Below are 16,230 nucleotides of genomic sequence, written 5' to 3'. Positions count from 1 at the left end.
CAAGTTAACGCCTTCTTTGATTTTAATACGAAATGAAAGACGACAATGGATTTCCTTACAGGATATAATGACTTAAATCCTTGTCTTTCACAATGCCGGCCAGTTGCTTGTCAACATAGCCTCGATCGATCGTGATCTTACCGGAGTTGATGTCGTCGGGAACGGCAAAAAGCAGCTCATCAAACAGGGACGACATTATGGTATGTAACCTTCTTGCTCCGATATTTTCTACGGATGCATTCACTTCGGCAGCAATGCGGGCAATTTCCCGAATGGCCTCATCCTTAAATTCAATTTCCACGCCTTCGGTATCCAGCATGGCAATGTACTGCTTGGTGAGGGCATTTTTGGGCTTGGAGAGAATGTCAATAAAGTCGTTTTCCGTAAGGGAATTCAACTCAACACGGATTGGGAAACGTCCCTGAAGTTCAGGAATCAAATCCGAAGGTTTTGAGACATGAAATGCTCCGGAACCGATGAATAAAATATGATCGGTTTTTACGATGCCGTGCTTGGTGTTTACGGCGCTGCCTTCAACAATAGGGAGGAGATCGCGCTGCACGCCCTGACGACTTACATCAGGTCCGCCTTTGCCACCGCTTCCGGTTGAGGATTCGGCGATTTTATCAATCTCGTCTATAAATACGATTCCTTGTTTTTGAACACGTTCCAGTGCTTCCTGAACCGCAGATTCATGGTCGATCAGTTTTTCGGCTTCTTCTTCAGTCAGAATTTCCCGGGCTTCTTTAATGGGAAGCTTACGCTTGGTCTTTTTATTTCCTTTGCCAAGGTTGCCGAGCATATCCTGCAGATTAATGCCCATTTCTTCCATCCCCTGAGGACCAAATACTTTCATCATCGGGTTTTTGGAAGAGTTTACTTCAATTTCAATTTCCCGGTCTTCCAGTTCGCCATCTCTGAGTTTTTCACGGAAGCGGTCGCGGGTTCGTTCGTTAAGTTCTGAATCGCTTGCATTCTGCGGGTCAAAATCTTCACTGCTTGAGCTGCTGTTAAACCCAACACCGGATTTTTTTACGGGAGGGATGAGGATATCAAGGATTCGCTCTTCCGCTTTGTGCTCCGCTTTCTCCTTAACCCGATCCTGCATTTCCTGTTTCACCATACTGATGGCAACATCGGTCAGGTCGCGGATCATCGATTCCACATCACGACCAACATAACCAACCTCAGTAAATTTTGAGGCTTCCACTTTCATAAAGGGAGCATGGGCCAGCTTAGCCAAGCGACGGGCAATTTCAGTTTTACCGACGCCGGTAGGACCAATCAGCAGAATGTTATTGGGTACAATTTCATCTCTGATTTCTTCATCAGAATTGAGTCGTCTCCAGCGGTTTCGAAGGGCAATGGAAACGGATCTTTTTGCTGATTTCTGCCCTACAATGTATTTGTCTAACTCAGCTACAATCTGCTGAGGTGTTAAATTCTTTTCCTGAATAGTTAGCATATCAATCTTCTATTTCTAAAATCGTAATGTTGTGATTGGTATAAATGTCGATGTCGGCTGCAATATGCAGTGACTCATCAACGATTTCGGCAGCCGATAATTCTGAAGCGTGTTTTTTCATCGCTCTTGCTGCTGAAAGGGCATAGGATCCACCGCTTCCAATGGCTGCTATCTCATCATCGGGCTCAATTACATCACCCTGGCCGGATATCAATAATCCTTTTTCGTTGTTCATTACCACCAACAAAGCCTGTAGCTTTTGCAGAAATTTGTCTTTTCGCCATTCTTTGGCAAGCTCAACGGCGGCTCGTTCCATGTTGCCGTTATACTCGTTCAGCTTTTCCTCGTATTTCTCAAAAAGGGTGAAGGCATCGGCGGTAGAACCGGCAAATCCGGCCAGTATTTTGCCTTCGTGCAGCTTGCGTACTTTCTTGACGGTGCTTTTCATCACGGTTTTATCCATGGTAGCCTGTCCGTCACTCCCGATAGCGGCTTTCCCATTATGGATAACGCCGACTACCGTTGTTGCGTGTAGTTCAGATAAACTCATGTATTCAATTTTTTAATGATAGTTGAACCGATAAAAACAAAAACCAAGCCAAGCCTTAGTTAGAAGACTTATAGTACTTAGAATTGTCTCTTCCGTTCGAATTGTCATTACGGCCTGACGATCTGCTTGAGTTGCTTCTCTCTTTTTTAGAGATATCCAGATTCTCTTTATCTCCCTTACCGCTCTCAAGCTCAATGAGTTCGCCTTCACGATCAAGCACTTCTTCAATCGATTCATCTCTCATTACAATATCAGTAATGTCAATGTCTGAACCTACCAGCGTAGCACGGAATTCATTCATAGAAACCGTTTCATCACCAATCAGGGATATTTTAATGCGGAATTTAGCCATCCACTTCCAGTGCGTACTCATCAGACCTTTTGTCAGAACCGACTTCAGAAATGGGTTTACATACAGGTCAACTGCGCGGTAGTTGGTGTTGTGTTTGAACTTGCTTAACCAGGTTTCCAGATCGGTAAGAATGGTGTCTTGTGTAACTACATTTCCGGAGCCGCCACAAACCGGGCATACTTTAGAAACCGAGTTCACCACGCTTGGGCGAATACGCTGTCGTGTAATCTGAACCAGCCCAAAATCACTCATGCCAATTACATTGGTCTTGGCCGGATCTTTAACGAATTCTTTCTTGAGCTCGTCATAAATTTTCTTGCGGTTTTTGTCATCCCTCAGGTCAATGAAGTCAACAACGATAATGCCACCGATATCTCTTAGCCTGAGCTGTTTAGCGACTTCTCTGGCGGCTTCAAGGTTGGTTTTAAGGGAATTGTCCTCTTGTTTCTTTTTGGCAGCGTATGGGCCGGAATTCACATCCACCACATACATGGCCTCGGTCTGCTCAAAGATCAGGTAACCGCCTGATTTCATTCTTACGCGCGGGCTGAAAATGGAATTAACGTCGTGGGCAATCTTCATAAAGTCGAAGATGTGCTCTTTGCCTTTATACAATTCCACATTGGGGACCATTTGCGGAGCTATCTGCCCAACGTAAGATTTAATCTGACGATACATTTCAGGATCATCAATCAAAACCCGGTCGTAGTTTTTGGCGAACAGATCACGAATCAGGCTCTCCGTCATATTCAGGTCACGATAGAGCAGAGAAGGGGGCTTGGCATCTTCCAGTTTATCTACAATCTGCTCCCACTTCTTCAATACATTTCGAAGGTCATCTTCAAGGGCTTCTTTATCCTGTCCCTGGGCAACGGTTCTTACAATTACACCAAAACCATCGGGGATCATATTATTTAGAATCCCTTTCAACCGGCGGCGTTCTTTGTAATGCCCGATTTTTTTGGAAACCGCGATGTAATCACCCATTGGGATAAGTACAAGAAAACGTCCTGCAATGGTAATGTCGGTAGAAATTCGTGGCCCTTTGGAGCCAATCGGTTCCTTAACAATTTGAACCAGCAACTTCTGGCCGGTACGTAACATTTTGCCCGCTAAAATCTGTTTTTGAACATTCGAGAGGTTGTCTTTATTCTCGATGTCTTTTTTGGCATGGCCGGGAATAGCATTCGAACCGTTTAGCTTAGTGATATATTCATCAAGGTGGTCGCCGGCATCGGAAAAGTGTAAAAAGGCATCTTTGGGAGTACCCATATCGATAAAGGCGGCGCGAATTCCGCTCAATACCTTATGAACACGGGCTACATAAATGTTACCAACGGTACGCTGGTTTTCTTCCGTTTCTATGAATAGCTGCGCTAACTCGTTGTTCTCTAAAAGCGCGATACGGGTCTGATTGCCCGAAGAGTGAATAATAATTTGATTCTTCATTAGTAAAATTCTTCCTTTCCCGGAAGCCACTGAAACCCCTGCAAACGAACCATCGCATTAATTTACGGTGCAAATTGATTACGGTCTCATTAAAGAGATTGGGGTTAGAAGCAAACGTTCGAGCGGCTGCTTCGGGAATAAATTCTGTTAAAATTGTTTTTTTTGGGGATTCCTTATCGGAATCAGAAAAGAGAGTCTGCGTTATGGCTGTAATTAGTAATCCGCAGAAAAAGAAAAAATCGATAGAGGCATCGTTCCAAGAGTGAGACAGTGATGCCACCAAAGTTTGTTTTTGGTATGTATTTTGTGCGTTATGCAATCGAAAATAAGTTTAAAAAAGCTTGTTCAGGTCGATTTTTCCTTCAATTAATATAACTCTGAAAGTCGATTAATGTAAACGGTTATTTTGAGATAGAATTATTCGGTTCTTCGAACCTTCCAATCCGGATTAATCTTTCCTTAACCTTTCCAAAGTTTTACTGAACAGAAGTAATCAATCTGCACTTAGCAACTTTGGAAAGGTTATAAGACGAGTTTAGTTAATCCCCGTCCACTCTCTTAATCGAAGCTCCGACTGCACTCAGTTTGTCTTCGAGGGATTCATACCCACGGTCAAGATGGTAGATGCGGAGTACTTCGGTGTGGTTATCAGCAACCATAGCCGCCAGAACCAGGCTTACACTTGCGCGCAGGTCAGTACTCATAACCGATGCACCGGTAAGCGGAGTTTTACCGGAAATGTGCACCGTGTTCTTTTCAACTTCCATGTCGGCACCCAGGCGGGTGAGTTCCGGGACATAGCTGAAACGGTCAAAGTAAACGGTATCTGTAACTTTGGAATCGCCCTCGGCCTGGGTCATCATAGTTGCCCATTGTGCCTGCAGGTCGGTTGGGAAGCCCGGGTAAATCTCTGTTTTAATGGAAACAGGTTTCAGTTTATCGGGTGCTTTTACATGAATGGTTGTTCCATCTACTTCTACGGAAGTACCGGTTTTCCGGAGTTTGTCGGTGAATCCTCCAAGCTGATCCGGGTTGCAGCCCGTTAACGTAAGTTCTGAACCCGGGAACATGGCTCCTGCAATCATAAAAGTTCCTAATTCAATCCGGTCAGGGTCGTTGGACACTTCAATGCCTTCAAGTGAATCAACGGCTTTAACGGTCAGGGTATCCGTTCCAATGCCTTCAATGTCGGCGCCCATTTTGGTCAGGAAATTACAAAGCTGAACCACATCCGGTTCTTTGGCCGCATTTTCTATGGTAAATTTTCTGGCTTTTAACACGGCAGCTAACAACAGGTTTACCGTAGCTCCTACAGAACTTGGTTCAAGCTGAAAAGTACCGCCGTCGATTTTGTCATCCGCTTTGGCGATCACATAGCCTTTCTCTAGCTCGATGTCGATTCCCATGGCTTCCATGCCTTTCAGGTGGAGGTCCACAGGGCGGGGGCCCCAGGCGCATCCACCGGGCATTGATACTTTGGCGTACCCGTGTTTTCCAACCAGAGCTCCCAGCATATAAAAAGAGGCCCGCATCTTACGCACCAAATCGTACGGGGCTTCCAGGTGATTTACGTTGGTGGGATCGATAACCAGGGTGTTTTCATCTTCCTTAAAATCAACCTGCGCACCCACAACTCGGATTACGTTGTTGAAGGTATAAATGTCTTTAAGACGGGGCGTATTACGAATGGTAGAAGCTGAATTTCCAAGCAGGGAGGCGGCCATGAGTGGCAACGCGGCATTTTTTGATCCGCTTATAGGGATGGTTCCTTTTAGTGGGGTACCGCCTTCAATAATAAATTTATCCAATGGTTTCGATCTCCAGTATAGGTGAATTTTTCTCTAATGATTGTCCGACTTCTGCCGAAATACTTGCGACAGTCCCACTGATAGGTGCCTTTAGCTCATTCTCCATTTTCATAGCTTCCAGGATAACCAGGGGCTGATCTTTTTCAACCTCATCACCCTCAGCTACCATAATCTCGAGGATTTTTCCGGGCATTGGTGCATTCAGAATTCCTTCGTCGGCAGCTAAAGCTGTTTTAAAGCCGAGTCGGTCGAGTAAAAGCTCCTGTTCATCTTTAACTTCCACGGAATGCCAGATGCCATTCATAGAAAACTCAATGGCAGAACCTTCATAACTTACATTATCGATTTTGTAGGTTTTTGTTCCCGTGCGCAAAATATATCGCCCGTTAACAAACTCGAAGGTGTAGTTTGCTTCAGTTTCACCAGCGGTGAATGTTCCGTCTTTGGGAGACAATTCAATATCGTGGTTGTTATCGTCTATGGTTGCCTGGAATTTCATTTCTGAACTTTTTTTATGTGATTAATGCCTGCGTTGGTAATCCGAAAGGTTGAATCCTGAACGTTATCCGAATCGAAATAATAGGCTCCGTTTTGCTCAGGTTGATCGGGGTTCACCACTTGAATAAGCCGTGAATTCATAAGGTTGATTAAATCGTCACGGAGCTCTCCGTATTGAAGCTGAGTTTCTTCCTGAAGAACTTCAAAAGGTTCAGGAAAAATAAGACGATCTAAAATTTTGTATTCCGATGGGGTCAGTTTTCTCATATGCAGAGAAGATAGAGCCCGTTCAAAATTATCACAAATTATTAAAGGCCGAATTTAATGAATTCTGCCGGAATGAATTGAATTATAAAAACAGACCGTTGATTTTCGAAAAGTGTCTGACTGATTCTTATCTTGAGCTATGTTCAAAGTAAAAAATACTATTCTGTCAGACGACATTGCCACAGCGCAATTTGCTTGTGACTTACCACGATGCAAAGGGGCTTGTTGCGTGGTTGGTGATGCGGGAGCTCCCGTTGCTAAGGAAGAAATTCCGGCTTTAAACAAAGCGTATCACTTGCTGAAGAGCGAACTACAGAAAGAAGCGGTAGAAGTAGCAGAAAAAGACGGCGTGGTAATTGGGACACAGGATAGCGGTTATGAGATTTCAACCGTGGAGAGTGATGATTGTATTTTTGTGAAGTATGATGAAAATGAAGTCGCTTACTGTGCTATACAACAGGCTTATTTCGATGGGAGATTGAAGTGGGAGAAACCCATCAGTTGTCATTTATTCCCGGTTCGGCTTAAAAAAATTGCGGACTTTGATTACGCCAATTTCGAATACGTTCCGAAACTATGTTCGGCTGCATGCGAACGGGGAGAGAACGAAAATATATATTTGGCAGAATTCCTTGAAAAACCGTTAGTTCGACGGTATGGAGAAAAGTGGTTCGCAAGTTTTATAGAAGCTTGTAAAGAGATTCGTCAAAAGGATAAGCATGCTACGTAATCAACAGAATTTAGGCCAAAAGCAGCAGCAGAGCTTACAGCAAAAGCTTTCCCCTCAACAGTTGCAGTATATAAAACTGCTGCAATTGCCTACCATTGCCCTGGAGCAGCGCATCAAAGAAGAGATGGAAGCTAACCCTGTGCTGGAGGAGGTTAATCCCGGAGAAGCAGAGACTGTTAGCTTATCGGAAGAGGAAGAATCTCCTAAAGAAGAGAAAGAAGAAGCTCTTGAAAGCCTGGAAGAGCATGAAGTGGATTGGGATGAATATGACTCCAATACCGAATACGACGGAGATAATTACAGCACCTCGTACAACCCGGATATTGAGGAATGGAAAGAACTTCCTAATCCATATAACGCCTCCTTTTTAGAGCAGCTCGAAGAGCAGGTGGTTTTTCTGAATCTCTCGGAAGAAGAAGAATTGATTGCCGATCAAATTCTGGGCTCGCTGGATGAAGACGGCTATTTTCGGCGGGAATTGGAAGCGGTAGTGGATAACATTGCCTTCAATCAGGGAGTGTTGGTGGATGCCGACATGGTGGAGAGCGTTCGTAGAAAAATCCAGCAGCTTGACCCCATTGGTATTGCATCCAGAGATTTACAGGATTGTTTGTTGGTGCAGCTTAAGGACTCCCAAAAGGATTTACCCGGTCTTAATCTCGCCATCAAAATAGTGGAAAAGGCCTGGAAATCGTTTGAAAAGAAGCACTTCTCCAAATTACTGCAGAAGTTCAACATTGAGCGGGAGGAATTGCAGGCGGCTTTCGAAGCCATCCGCCAGATGGATCCTCGTCCCGGGGCAGTGGCCAGTGATATGGAAGAAACTCAGAACTACATTGAGCCGGATTTTGAGGTGTACTGGAAAGGCATGAAAGATGGGGAAACTGAGCGGGGTGAATTTGTGATTAACCTGAATCAGCGGAACGCACCCTCACTTAGAATTTCCCCGGAGTACAAACAGATGTGGGAGGAAATCAAAGCCAAGAAGAAAAAGAACACTGATGCTGAGGCTCATTCCTTCATGAAGAGTAAAATTGATTCCGCTCAGTGGTTTATTGAGTCAATTCGTCAGCGGCAGAACACCCTCATGAATATCATGAAGACGATAGTGGCTCTGCAGGAAGACTTCTTCAAGTTCGGGGAGGGACTGAAACCTATGATCCTGAAAGATGTGGCCGAGCGAATTGGAATGGATATTTCGACCGTGTCCCGTGTGGTGAATGGAAAATATGTTCAAACTTATTTCGGGGTGTACGAACTAAAGTATTTCTTCAATGAAGGGCTGGAAACGGAAAGCGGGGAAGAGGTTTCTAACCGCGAAGTCAAGAATATTCTGGAGAAGCTTATTGATGAAGAAAATAAGCAGAAGCCGTACAGCGATCAGGAACTTACCAATATGCTGAACGAGAAAGGCTATAAAGTGGCCCGAAGAACGGTAAGTAAATACCGGGAGCAGCTCAACCAGCCCGTAGCCCGAATGCGCAAGCAGGTAATTTGATTCCTTTGCTTGAATAACCCTTTCAGGGTTATAGCAATTATCCTGACTCAAGCAAAGGGGTTTAACCCTGGAAGGGTTAAGATATCTATTCAGGATCAGGCTAATTTATCACCAGCTGAAATTAACTTGGTCGTTAATTTTCTGCTCCATCAGGTGAATAACAGGAGTTCTGAACGTGTTGTTATTATCGATCTGTTTTCGAATGGACAGTACTTCCTCCCAATCGGAGTACACCTCCTCAAGAACCAGCACGATATTCTCCCGCTCATCGATCAGTATTTTTGAATCGAACCCGAATTCTTCCTCAACCCGGATGGCGTAAAGCACAGCCTGTCGTTCAGTTTCAAATTCTCCCAGCTGCAGGATAAATTCAAAATCAACATTGATCATAGAAGCAGGGAGTTCCTGTTTTGCGATATAAATATCAGAGATGGGTGTGGAACTCAAAACCTTATTTCTTTCCTGTTTTGCCAATCGTTCAGAGCTGAATGGACCCAGCCTGACTTTATACATCAGTGTATTGGGATCCTGATAACGATGCAGATTGAAATTATACCTGGATTCCAGGTCATTCATATAAGAATCTGCCCGGTGTGGATTCGTGAAGGCAGCAAACTGAAGATCGTACCGAAAGCCCCCCGGCTCGTAATTGGTTGCCACCGTTTCATAACACTGATTCAATACCGCTGCATCCGGGTAAGTTGAAGTCAGATTCTGCGTGAATTGAGATGCACGGCTCAGCTCCTGGAAAAGACCGGTTCTGACCGCGTACAACTCCCGTGGTTCGTTATAGACAATGTAGGAGTCAGAATCCCGGCTGTAGTTTTTAACAATCCTTGTGGCAGCTTCAAACGATGAAAAAGCAGCCAGCTGAACGCCATATCGGCATTTATTCAGGATTAGTCTGTCTACAGCTATGTTATACTCTAGTGAAATACCACCGCCACTGTTGGCAGTTTGAGCGATGTTGGTTCCGGCCGTAATGGGTTCTTCATTTACCTGATAATCTTTGGGAACCAGCAGAATTTGCAGTCCTTCCACAAAATCACCTTCGGGTATGGCTTCTACTTCAAATTCTATTTTTTCAGGGATGGATTTCACATTTAAGATGTCCAGTTGGGAGGGATCTACCCGGAGTATATATTGGCCGGGAGGGAGTTCATAATCGTAAAAACTACCATCCGAGAATGTTCTCAATTCTTTGCTGAAATCCCCATTCTGTTGATCCAATAAAAGTTTTAGTCCACCAATCCCACTGCTTTTTGCATTAGCAGTTTGTCGTTTTACGGATCCCTCCATAACGCCTGACATATAGAAGGGTATCTCAACTTTTTTAAACCGACTCGGGTCTGTTATCAAACCAAATTTATCAAACTCTGGTACCAACATAGGGTTGTCAAGGCCACCTTCATTCATTTCCATGTTATAGTAGAAATAAGGCTGCATCTGTGTGAAATATAGAATCCCATTTTTTTGGATACTGTTTGCCCCGGATCGCCGTATTCTAACTGCATTTCCATCAATAGGCTGGTCTTCTTCCTTTTCAAAAGATCGATTCCCATTGTTATCTACAAATAGTTGAATGGCGGTACCGGAACGGCCAACCTGGTCTCTGCTGGTAAATAAAAAGTTATTGTAGTTGGTATCGTATCCTACTGATCCGCGTACGTTCTGCGTGAAACTGCTATTGTTTCTTATGTTATTGTAAGTAGTATTGGTACGGATTTTATTGAGGTCGATAACAAGGCTGAATCTAATCGTGTTGTACTCTGCAATGAAATTTCGACCTACAGAGAGCTGGAATCGTCCCTGATTAAAAACATTTCTCGAAATTAAAGCCTCTGCTGACTCGAACTGGTTTAAGGTGGGTTGATATCGCATCTGTGCACGCAGAAAAACGCCACGAATATATGGAGGAAGATTTCTGTTGCGGGATACATTATAGGTAGCGGAGGTCTCAACATATGAAGTTGTTGTTGGGTTGAAGAGATCCACTTTGCCGGCGAACCGGTCACTGTAACCAACCCTTAGGTTCATTTTCCCAATTCGTGAATTGGCGTCCAGACGCAGAGTAGTGGCATTTGCTGTTTCTCTGATCCTTGAGAAAGCAGAAGCCCTGACATTAAAAGGGGTGCCAAACAAATTAAAGGGATAAAAGGCGGAAGCTACCAGTCTTTTATCATCATTAGAAGGATTATAGATACTGAAGTTGCCTGTGTACTCAGTGAAATCAAAATTTATGCTGGCTGAGTTTGGGAATATAGTATTAAAAACACCTCGGTAATAAGCCTGAGAAGCAGCCTCAAATGTTAATATATAACTTGAGAGGATTCTTGAGGAAACGGAAGAGGTGAAAGTAGGTAGTCCGTCATTCAACCCTTCATAATACTCAACGCCGGCTTTGGCAGTAAGCCATTCTGTGATTCCATAAGATCCTGTTCCCTGTGCTGTCAGGTTTTGGTTTGTATTACCTACAATAGGATTGTCAAGTTGACCGAGGTTTACGGAATAGTTAAAGACTCCTTTAGGTTGAAAAGTAAACGGTACCTGAATACGTTCGGAGCGTTCGATAATCTGACCGGTCGGGCCATAAATTTTTAAATCAAGTTGGGAAGATCCGTACGTTATGGGAGTTAAAAACCGGTAATCACCCATTTCATTAGCTTGTTGGAAGTCGATAAGGGCATTGTTCATATATAATTCAACTTCCGACTGGGGTATAGTGCTGCCCTGAACTACATACTCATCAAACAGTCGACGGGGCTCTATAGGTTCGTTAGTAAGTCTGATCCCGGTATAGCTATTTCTGGCGACACCATCCGAATTTGTTTGGCCAATAGTGATTTTTGAAAGCCACTGTTGGTCCCTGTACATATAACGCCAGCGAAGGTTATCGGTAGAGATATTGGAAAAGTTGCTGGAATAACTTCCAAAGATGCTTCCTTGCAAATCTCCTCCATATAACTGAACTCCCAGGTTTGTGTTGGCATTATAAACATTAACTCCGGAACCCATGTTGGCGGAAAGGTTATAGTCAACAAATCCGCCGTCTAAAAAAGGGCGTTCTCTGCCATATCGTAAATCATATCTAACTTCCTGATACCTGTTATCATCAGCAAGTCGCCTTCTTTGTGCTCGGATGGCTCTTTCAATTGCCGGGAGTTCTTTTTCAGTTTCTAAATTCAGCGTGAGGTTGTTGAAGTCGATGGTGAAATCTAATCCAAAGGCTTCATAGAAAATATCGGCCCGTAAATAAGAATCAATTTCCTTTATCAAATAATCATCAACTGTGAGTTGAATAATCTTATCCCCGAATTTAATTTGATTGGCTCTTAAGTCAATGTGGTAGGGAGTTTGTTTGATGCCAAATTTTCCGTTTACGGATAAACCATTAACAGTATGGTCGATATCAAAGAGGGAGAAAAGTTCACTGACGGGGAGATAAAACTGATCGTTTTTATAATAGGATATAACAACCGAACCTATAATGCCGCGATGACGAAATTCAAGATACACCTCAATTTCGTCATTATTGTTGCCTTGCGCGTGGGAATTATCGGGTTTAAGAAATAGGCATAAGGCAACAATGTTGAGTGTAAGTATTATTTTTAACCAATGATTCACCTAAGCGTATATTTGGTTGTACTTGAAACCGGATCCATTTGTACAATCTCGTCAGGAGAAACGTCATTTCTCTGGGTAATAAATTCAACTCTGACAGAGTATTCCCCTGGAGGAGTGTTCTCTAGAATAATTTCTTGTTTATGAGTACCACTAAAATAGAGGGTGGTAGAGTTTCTGGACTGTTGTACAACATTACCGTTTGAGTCTATAAGAGAAGTGATTACAGAGCCGAGAAAAGGTGAATTTCCAGTACGCTCAAAGTCTGTTAGTACTTCTAAAACACCATCCTCTGATACATTTGGGACTATTTCTTTTATAACAATTCCTGTATTTACAGATCCAACTTTATAGTAAAGTCCTGTTACTTGTTCAACAATTAATCCTAAACTTGCAGTCACAGTTTCAGACTGTTCAAGCTCAACAGGTGGGGCTTCTGGTGTTGCACTGGTTCTTATTCGAGCCCAATATGTTCCATCTTCCAAGTTGTTAGGAGCTGCAATCCGAAGACGTACAATTTGACGTTGGCCGGGTGTGAGTACAAAATTTTGAGGAAAGGCCCGTACGTTTTCAGCAATAGAATACAATTCAGCTCTTGTAGAGTCATCTTCCACAATTCTTCGTTGCCCATCTTCATTCAAAGCGCTATAGCTGAATACAAAATCAATGGAAATTTCCTGATTTTCATTCGAATTATTGATGACCATATAAGTTCCAAACCTGGAGTCATCACTAACATAAAGGTTTGTTGGGGCAATAGTAACCTGTGTAAACCCGGCAGATAATGTGCATAAACCAAGCAGTATAGTAAGTAATAGCTTTTTCATAACTCTATAGATTAATGAATTCCCGATGCGAGTAATAGTAATGATTGTTGTTAACTTTTACCATCACTGATTAAGGCTGTTTTTTTGCTTGGTTAGTTGTAAAAAAAAAGCCCTGCCAGAGTAAGGCAAGGCTTTAATGCTAAAATAGAATTTTAGTCGTAGTAAACTGAGAGAGTAATATCTCCAGAGTATTGTCCTTGGTAGTTTCCTGCAGACCCACCCACAGTACCACCAACATAAACATATGCATCAGTAGCGCCGGTTGTCACAGCAAGCTCTCCATCATTACCTGTGAAAGAGAAGTCATTAGTACCTCCACCTGGGGTTCCGTCAACTTCTGAATAAGTGGCTGTCAAAGATAATGGCAGATCACTTGGAGTAGTATTAGAAAATGTAGGTGAGGAAACAGAAAGAGCTGTAGGAGCAGAAAGAGTCAAAATAATTGCCTGTCCACTCGCAACGTCATCCATAAAGAACTTACCAAGACTTGACTCAGCACCACTTAACAAGATATCAACACCAGAATCAGCATCGCCATCTGTCATCGTACCAAAATCAAGATTATTAACAGCTGTCAATGTTACATCAGTAATTACATTAGCAGATGCGGTTATACTTGCTTGTCCTTGAGCCATGGCAGATGTTGCAGTTAAGGCAACAAGTGCAAGGGCAGATAAAAGAGTTTTTAGAGTTTTCATAATCGTGAGATTGAGTTGTTTGTTTATTTAAATTCTGAAAGAAAATTATTGATGTTTTGAGTCACTTCCCAGTTAGATACTCTTAATTAAAACGTCCTAACTTTTGAGCTGAAACCATGTAATCAATGTCCATAGATGATAATTTATGGGTCTAAAATACCTATGTGACATCAGACTTATATTTAGATTTCTTTAATGTTTGGGATGCCACTTTGATAATACGAATGGAATGACAGGTTGGATTTAATCATAAGCCACACTTTCATTGATGCGTAATGACGGACAGAACCGTGAACAATCTCATAGAATAGAATTGGGATGTTGATCATTATCCATTTTAATCTTTTCTCTTAGACAATGGAATAGTGACCTTTTTTGTGGATATAGCTTGTATGAGGTAGGAGAACATCTGGGTTTTGATCCATGATTTACTTGATTAGAGGATTGGAAGAATGGAGTTGAGTAATCAGGGAAATCCGGTAATTCGATCCCTCAAGGTTCAAATGGATTATGAATTAGTCGCTAATCTTTATGCAGCAGCTCCATTTGTAATTTAACATCATCGTCAGCTAATGATGGGATTTTTTAAAGTAAACAAGCGATTTAATGGCAGGTGTATAGGAGAAGAGAATGTTTCTTCAAGCAGACAAGGTAGTACAATACACTATGCCAAAGGTGCCTCGTAAAGTATTAATCGTAATCAACGCTCAAAATAACTTCACCGGTATAAACACCATTCGGGATATTACCTACCTCTATAGAGCCATAAACATAGATATATAACTGTTTCCAGATCTCAGAGGGATTGGTGAGATTTGTATTATCGTGAATAGATACCATACCACCACTGGCTGGGATAGAGTTTGCCGAAGTTATAGAATTGGTCCCGCTGTTGTTATAAGACATGTTTAAAGATAAGGGAATTTCCTGACTGATCCCGGCTTGGCTATGCACCAAAACTTCCGGGTATTCAAGATTGATATAGACATTTTGAGTGTAAAAAGCCCTGATGCTGAATACTCCCATGTTTACATCACCCAATTGTATCTCGGTTGTCCCAGTATTAGAAATTAAAGTTCCAAAATCGAGATTCTGTTCAACGGTTGCACTGAGCTCGGGTTCTATTTTAAGCTGCAGATTTATAAACTGAGCTATGGAATTGGTGCTCAGAATAAAGAATATGGCAAGTATGCTAAAGATCCTCTTAGTCATAATATATTGTTACCTGAATATCAGCGGAGTAGGATCCCGAAATCTGGCCACTGGCATTAATCGAACCATAAATGAATAGGTAAGCACTTTCTTTTTGAGCTTCTAAGTTATACCCTTTATAAACTGGGTTTGGAGGTGGTCCGGGAGGCCCGGAAGTTCGGCTTAAAATTGGAAACTGAGTACTAATAACACCGGTTTGCTGGCTGAAGTCTATGGTAGTTTCACCGATATACCTGGTGTTATTCAGTGCCGAAACTTCACTGTCTTCTCCAAAGTTTGAGTAGGCTCCCTTCAATGTAAATGGCAAGGTGCAATTTGCGTTAGAGCACCCGTCAGTATCAAAAGGAGCAAGCAGTTCTATATCTATCAGCACATCGAGATACTTTATACCTTCCAGCTCTATGACAGCTGCCTCATTAATATCAATTTCTTTTACACCCTGATTTTGGGCGATAGTGCCAAAGTCTAAGTTGGGTTGTATAAGTATGGGACTAATAGTTGTATATCTACTGCTGAAGTCGCCGAAATCAATTTCCTGGGCGGCGATGGTGTTCATTGAAGATCCCGACAACAACAAAAAAAATGCTAAATACATAGAACGCGTAAAGCCCTTCAAATTGAAAGGCTCCGAAAGCGCTGAAACTCTATGTGAGTTGAAGATCATATGTAATCTATTTCAATGGTGAAGTCTCCTTCATAATTACCGGGAGCTGCATTTTCAATATTTACGCGACCACCAACCCAAATGTAATATCGGCCCTCTTCGTTAAACTCGATATTTCTGTTATCCAGCTCTAAAAGCTCAGAAGTAGATTGGTTTTCTTCACTGTTACCGGATAATTCATAGGTAAAAGTCAGAGTAGAATTTCCATCAACTTGGGTTAGTTCTCTTTCAGGTAAATAATTTAGTCGAAATTCAGTGTTGGGCATGCCTACGGCAATCATAAAACCGGCATTTAAGCTGTTCACTGGATTTACATAAATTTCTCTTTGTCCGGGCTGAAGGTTTGGGAAAGTCATAGAATTAACGGTAATCAATTCTATAGAAGGAATTACAGAGGCACTAACATTAATACTTGCAGATACAATAGGTTCACCTCGTCGATCCTGAGCCTGAAGGGGCTGAGAAGTATATAAAATTAATATGATTGCTAAGAAGAAATATCGCATAGGAAAAAGTGATTGCCTGAAACCTTAAAGTTGGAGAGTAAATTTCTCGGTTAAATGAGAGTAAAGCCAGTTAATATATTTTAAT

At 42.4% G+C, this 16,230-nt stretch carries 14 protein-coding genes; 2 read left to right on the top strand and 12 right to left on the bottom strand.

Going from position 1 to position 16,230, the window contains the following annotated elements:
- Positions 1-55: 55 nt before the first annotated feature.
- The 6 genes from hslU to NM125_RS00725 form a co-directional block, all read right to left on the bottom strand.
- Entirely contained in the window at positions 56-1,465 is a 1,410-nt protein-coding gene (gene hslU, locus NM125_RS00750; RefSeq protein ID WP_255131862.1) for an ATP-dependent protease ATPase subunit HslU, read from the bottom strand.
- A 1-nt stretch (position 1,466) separates the two neighbouring features.
- Positions 1,467-2,015 (bottom strand): ATP-dependent protease subunit HslV, encoded by a 549-nt coding sequence (gene hslV / locus NM125_RS00745; protein ID WP_255131859.1) that lies wholly within the window; start codon positions 2,013-2,015, stop codon positions 1,467-1,469.
- Between the two features lie 55 nt (positions 2,016-2,070).
- Positions 2,071-3,816, bottom strand: a complete 1,746-nt coding sequence (locus tag NM125_RS00740; protein ID WP_255131857.1) for an Rne/Rng family ribonuclease — start codon at positions 3,814-3,816, stop codon at positions 2,071-2,073.
- A 539-nt stretch (positions 3,817-4,355) separates the two neighbouring features.
- Positions 4,356-5,624, bottom strand: a complete 1,269-nt coding sequence (gene murA, locus NM125_RS00735) for a UDP-N-acetylglucosamine 1-carboxyvinyltransferase (RefSeq protein ID WP_255131855.1) — start codon at positions 5,622-5,624, stop codon at positions 4,356-4,358.
- Positions 5,617-6,123 carry an acyl-CoA carboxylase biotin carboxyl carrier protein subunit gene (locus tag NM125_RS00730; RefSeq protein ID WP_255131853.1) on the bottom strand — a complete coding sequence of 169 codons (507 nt, stop codon included), beginning with the start codon at positions 6,121-6,123 and terminating at the stop codon, positions 5,617-5,619. The genes murA and NM125_RS00730 overlap by 8 nt, the downstream gene beginning before the upstream one ends.
- On the bottom strand, positions 6,120-6,389 hold the full coding sequence (locus NM125_RS00725) for a hypothetical protein (protein ID WP_255131851.1): 270 nt from the start codon (positions 6,387-6,389) through the stop codon (positions 6,120-6,122). The genes NM125_RS00730 and NM125_RS00725 overlap by 4 nt, the downstream gene beginning before the upstream one ends.
- A gap of 139 nt (positions 6,390-6,528) precedes the next feature.
- Between NM125_RS00725 and NM125_RS00720 the strand changes: the two genes are divergently transcribed.
- Positions 6,529-7,119, top strand: coding sequence for a DUF3109 family protein (locus NM125_RS00720; RefSeq protein WP_255131849.1), 591 nt, complete (start codon positions 6,529-6,531; stop codon positions 7,117-7,119).
- Positions 7,109-8,617, top strand: a complete 1,509-nt coding sequence (gene rpoN / locus NM125_RS00715; RefSeq protein ID WP_255131847.1) for an RNA polymerase factor sigma-54 — start codon at positions 7,109-7,111, stop codon at positions 8,615-8,617. Before NM125_RS00720 ends, rpoN begins: the two co-directional genes overlap by 11 nt.
- Before the next feature lie 108 nt (positions 8,618-8,725).
- On the opposite strand, the gene NM125_RS15940 is transcribed toward rpoN, so the two are convergent.
- The 6 genes from NM125_RS15940 to NM125_RS00685 form a co-directional block, all read right to left on the bottom strand.
- Positions 8,726-12,241, bottom strand: coding sequence for an SPOR domain-containing protein (locus tag NM125_RS15940; protein ID WP_255131845.1), 3,516 nt, complete (start codon positions 12,239-12,241; stop codon positions 8,726-8,728).
- Complete coding sequence (locus NM125_RS00705; RefSeq protein WP_255131844.1) at positions 12,238-13,065, bottom strand: hypothetical protein; 828 nt, start codon at positions 13,063-13,065, stop codon at positions 12,238-12,240. The genes NM125_RS15940 and NM125_RS00705 overlap by 4 nt, the downstream gene beginning before the upstream one ends.
- A 152-nt stretch (positions 13,066-13,217) precedes the next feature.
- Positions 13,218-13,763 carry a DUF4402 domain-containing protein gene (locus NM125_RS00700; RefSeq protein ID WP_255131842.1) on the bottom strand — a complete coding sequence of 182 codons (546 nt, stop codon included), beginning with the start codon at positions 13,761-13,763 and terminating at the stop codon, positions 13,218-13,220.
- Between the two features lie 690 nt (positions 13,764-14,453).
- Positions 14,454-14,975, bottom strand: a complete 522-nt coding sequence (locus tag NM125_RS00695; protein ID WP_255131840.1) for a hypothetical protein — start codon at positions 14,973-14,975, stop codon at positions 14,454-14,456.
- Positions 14,968-15,531, bottom strand: coding sequence for a hypothetical protein (locus tag NM125_RS00690; protein WP_255131838.1), 564 nt, complete (start codon positions 15,529-15,531; stop codon positions 14,968-14,970). Before NM125_RS00690 ends, NM125_RS00695 begins: the two co-directional genes overlap by 8 nt.
- A 104-nt stretch (positions 15,532-15,635) precedes the next feature.
- On the bottom strand, positions 15,636-16,145 hold the full coding sequence (locus NM125_RS00685) for a DUF4402 domain-containing protein (RefSeq protein ID WP_255131836.1): 510 nt from the start codon (positions 16,143-16,145) through the stop codon (positions 15,636-15,638).
- Positions 16,146-16,230 lie beyond the last annotated feature (85 nt).

Origin of the sequence: Gracilimonas sediminicola (genome assembly GCF_024320785.1) — a bacterium.
In the GTDB taxonomy this organism is placed as follows: Bacteria; Bacteroidota; Rhodothermia; order Balneolales; family Balneolaceae; genus Gracilimonas; species Gracilimonas sediminicola.
The sequence above is the reverse complement of the archived record's forward strand: the minus strand, read 5'-3'. Positions and strand labels throughout refer to the sequence as shown.

Coding starts and splice junctions, on each gene's coding strand:
- hslU (WP_255131862.1), bottom strand. CDS start 1,465: ATGCTAACTATTCAGGAAAAGAATTTAACACCTCAGCAGATTGTAGCT.
- hslV (WP_255131859.1), bottom strand. CDS start 2,015: ATGAGTTTATCTGAACTACACGCAACAACGGTAGTCGGCGTTATCCAT.
- NM125_RS00740 (WP_255131857.1), bottom strand. CDS start 3,816: ATGAAGAATCAAATTATTATTCACTCTTCGGGCAATCAGACCCGTATC.
- NM125_RS00730 (WP_255131853.1), bottom strand. CDS start 6,123: ATGAAATTCCAGGCAACCATAGACGATAACAACCACGATATTGAATTG.
- NM125_RS00725 (WP_255131851.1), bottom strand. CDS start 6,389: ATGAGAAAACTGACCCCATCGGAATACAAAATTTTAGATCGTCTTATT.
- NM125_RS00720 (WP_255131849.1), top strand. CDS start 6,529: ATGTTCAAAGTAAAAAATACTATTCTGTCAGACGACATTGCCACAGCG.
- rpoN (WP_255131847.1), top strand. CDS start 7,109: ATGCTACGTAATCAACAGAATTTAGGCCAAAAGCAGCAGCAGAGCTTA.
- NM125_RS00705 (WP_255131844.1), bottom strand. CDS start 13,065: ATGAAAAAGCTATTACTTACTATACTGCTTGGTTTATGCACATTATCT.
- NM125_RS00700 (WP_255131842.1), bottom strand. CDS start 13,763: ATGAAAACTCTAAAAACTCTTTTATCTGCCCTTGCACTTGTTGCCTTA.
- NM125_RS00695 (WP_255131840.1), bottom strand. CDS start 14,975: ATGACTAAGAGGATCTTTAGCATACTTGCCATATTCTTTATTCTGAGC.
- NM125_RS00690 (WP_255131838.1), bottom strand. CDS start 15,531: ATGAACACCATCGCCGCCCAGGAAATTGATTTCGGCGACTTCAGCAGT.
- NM125_RS00685 (WP_255131836.1), bottom strand. CDS start 16,145: ATGCGATATTTCTTCTTAGCAATCATATTAATTTTATATACTTCTCAG.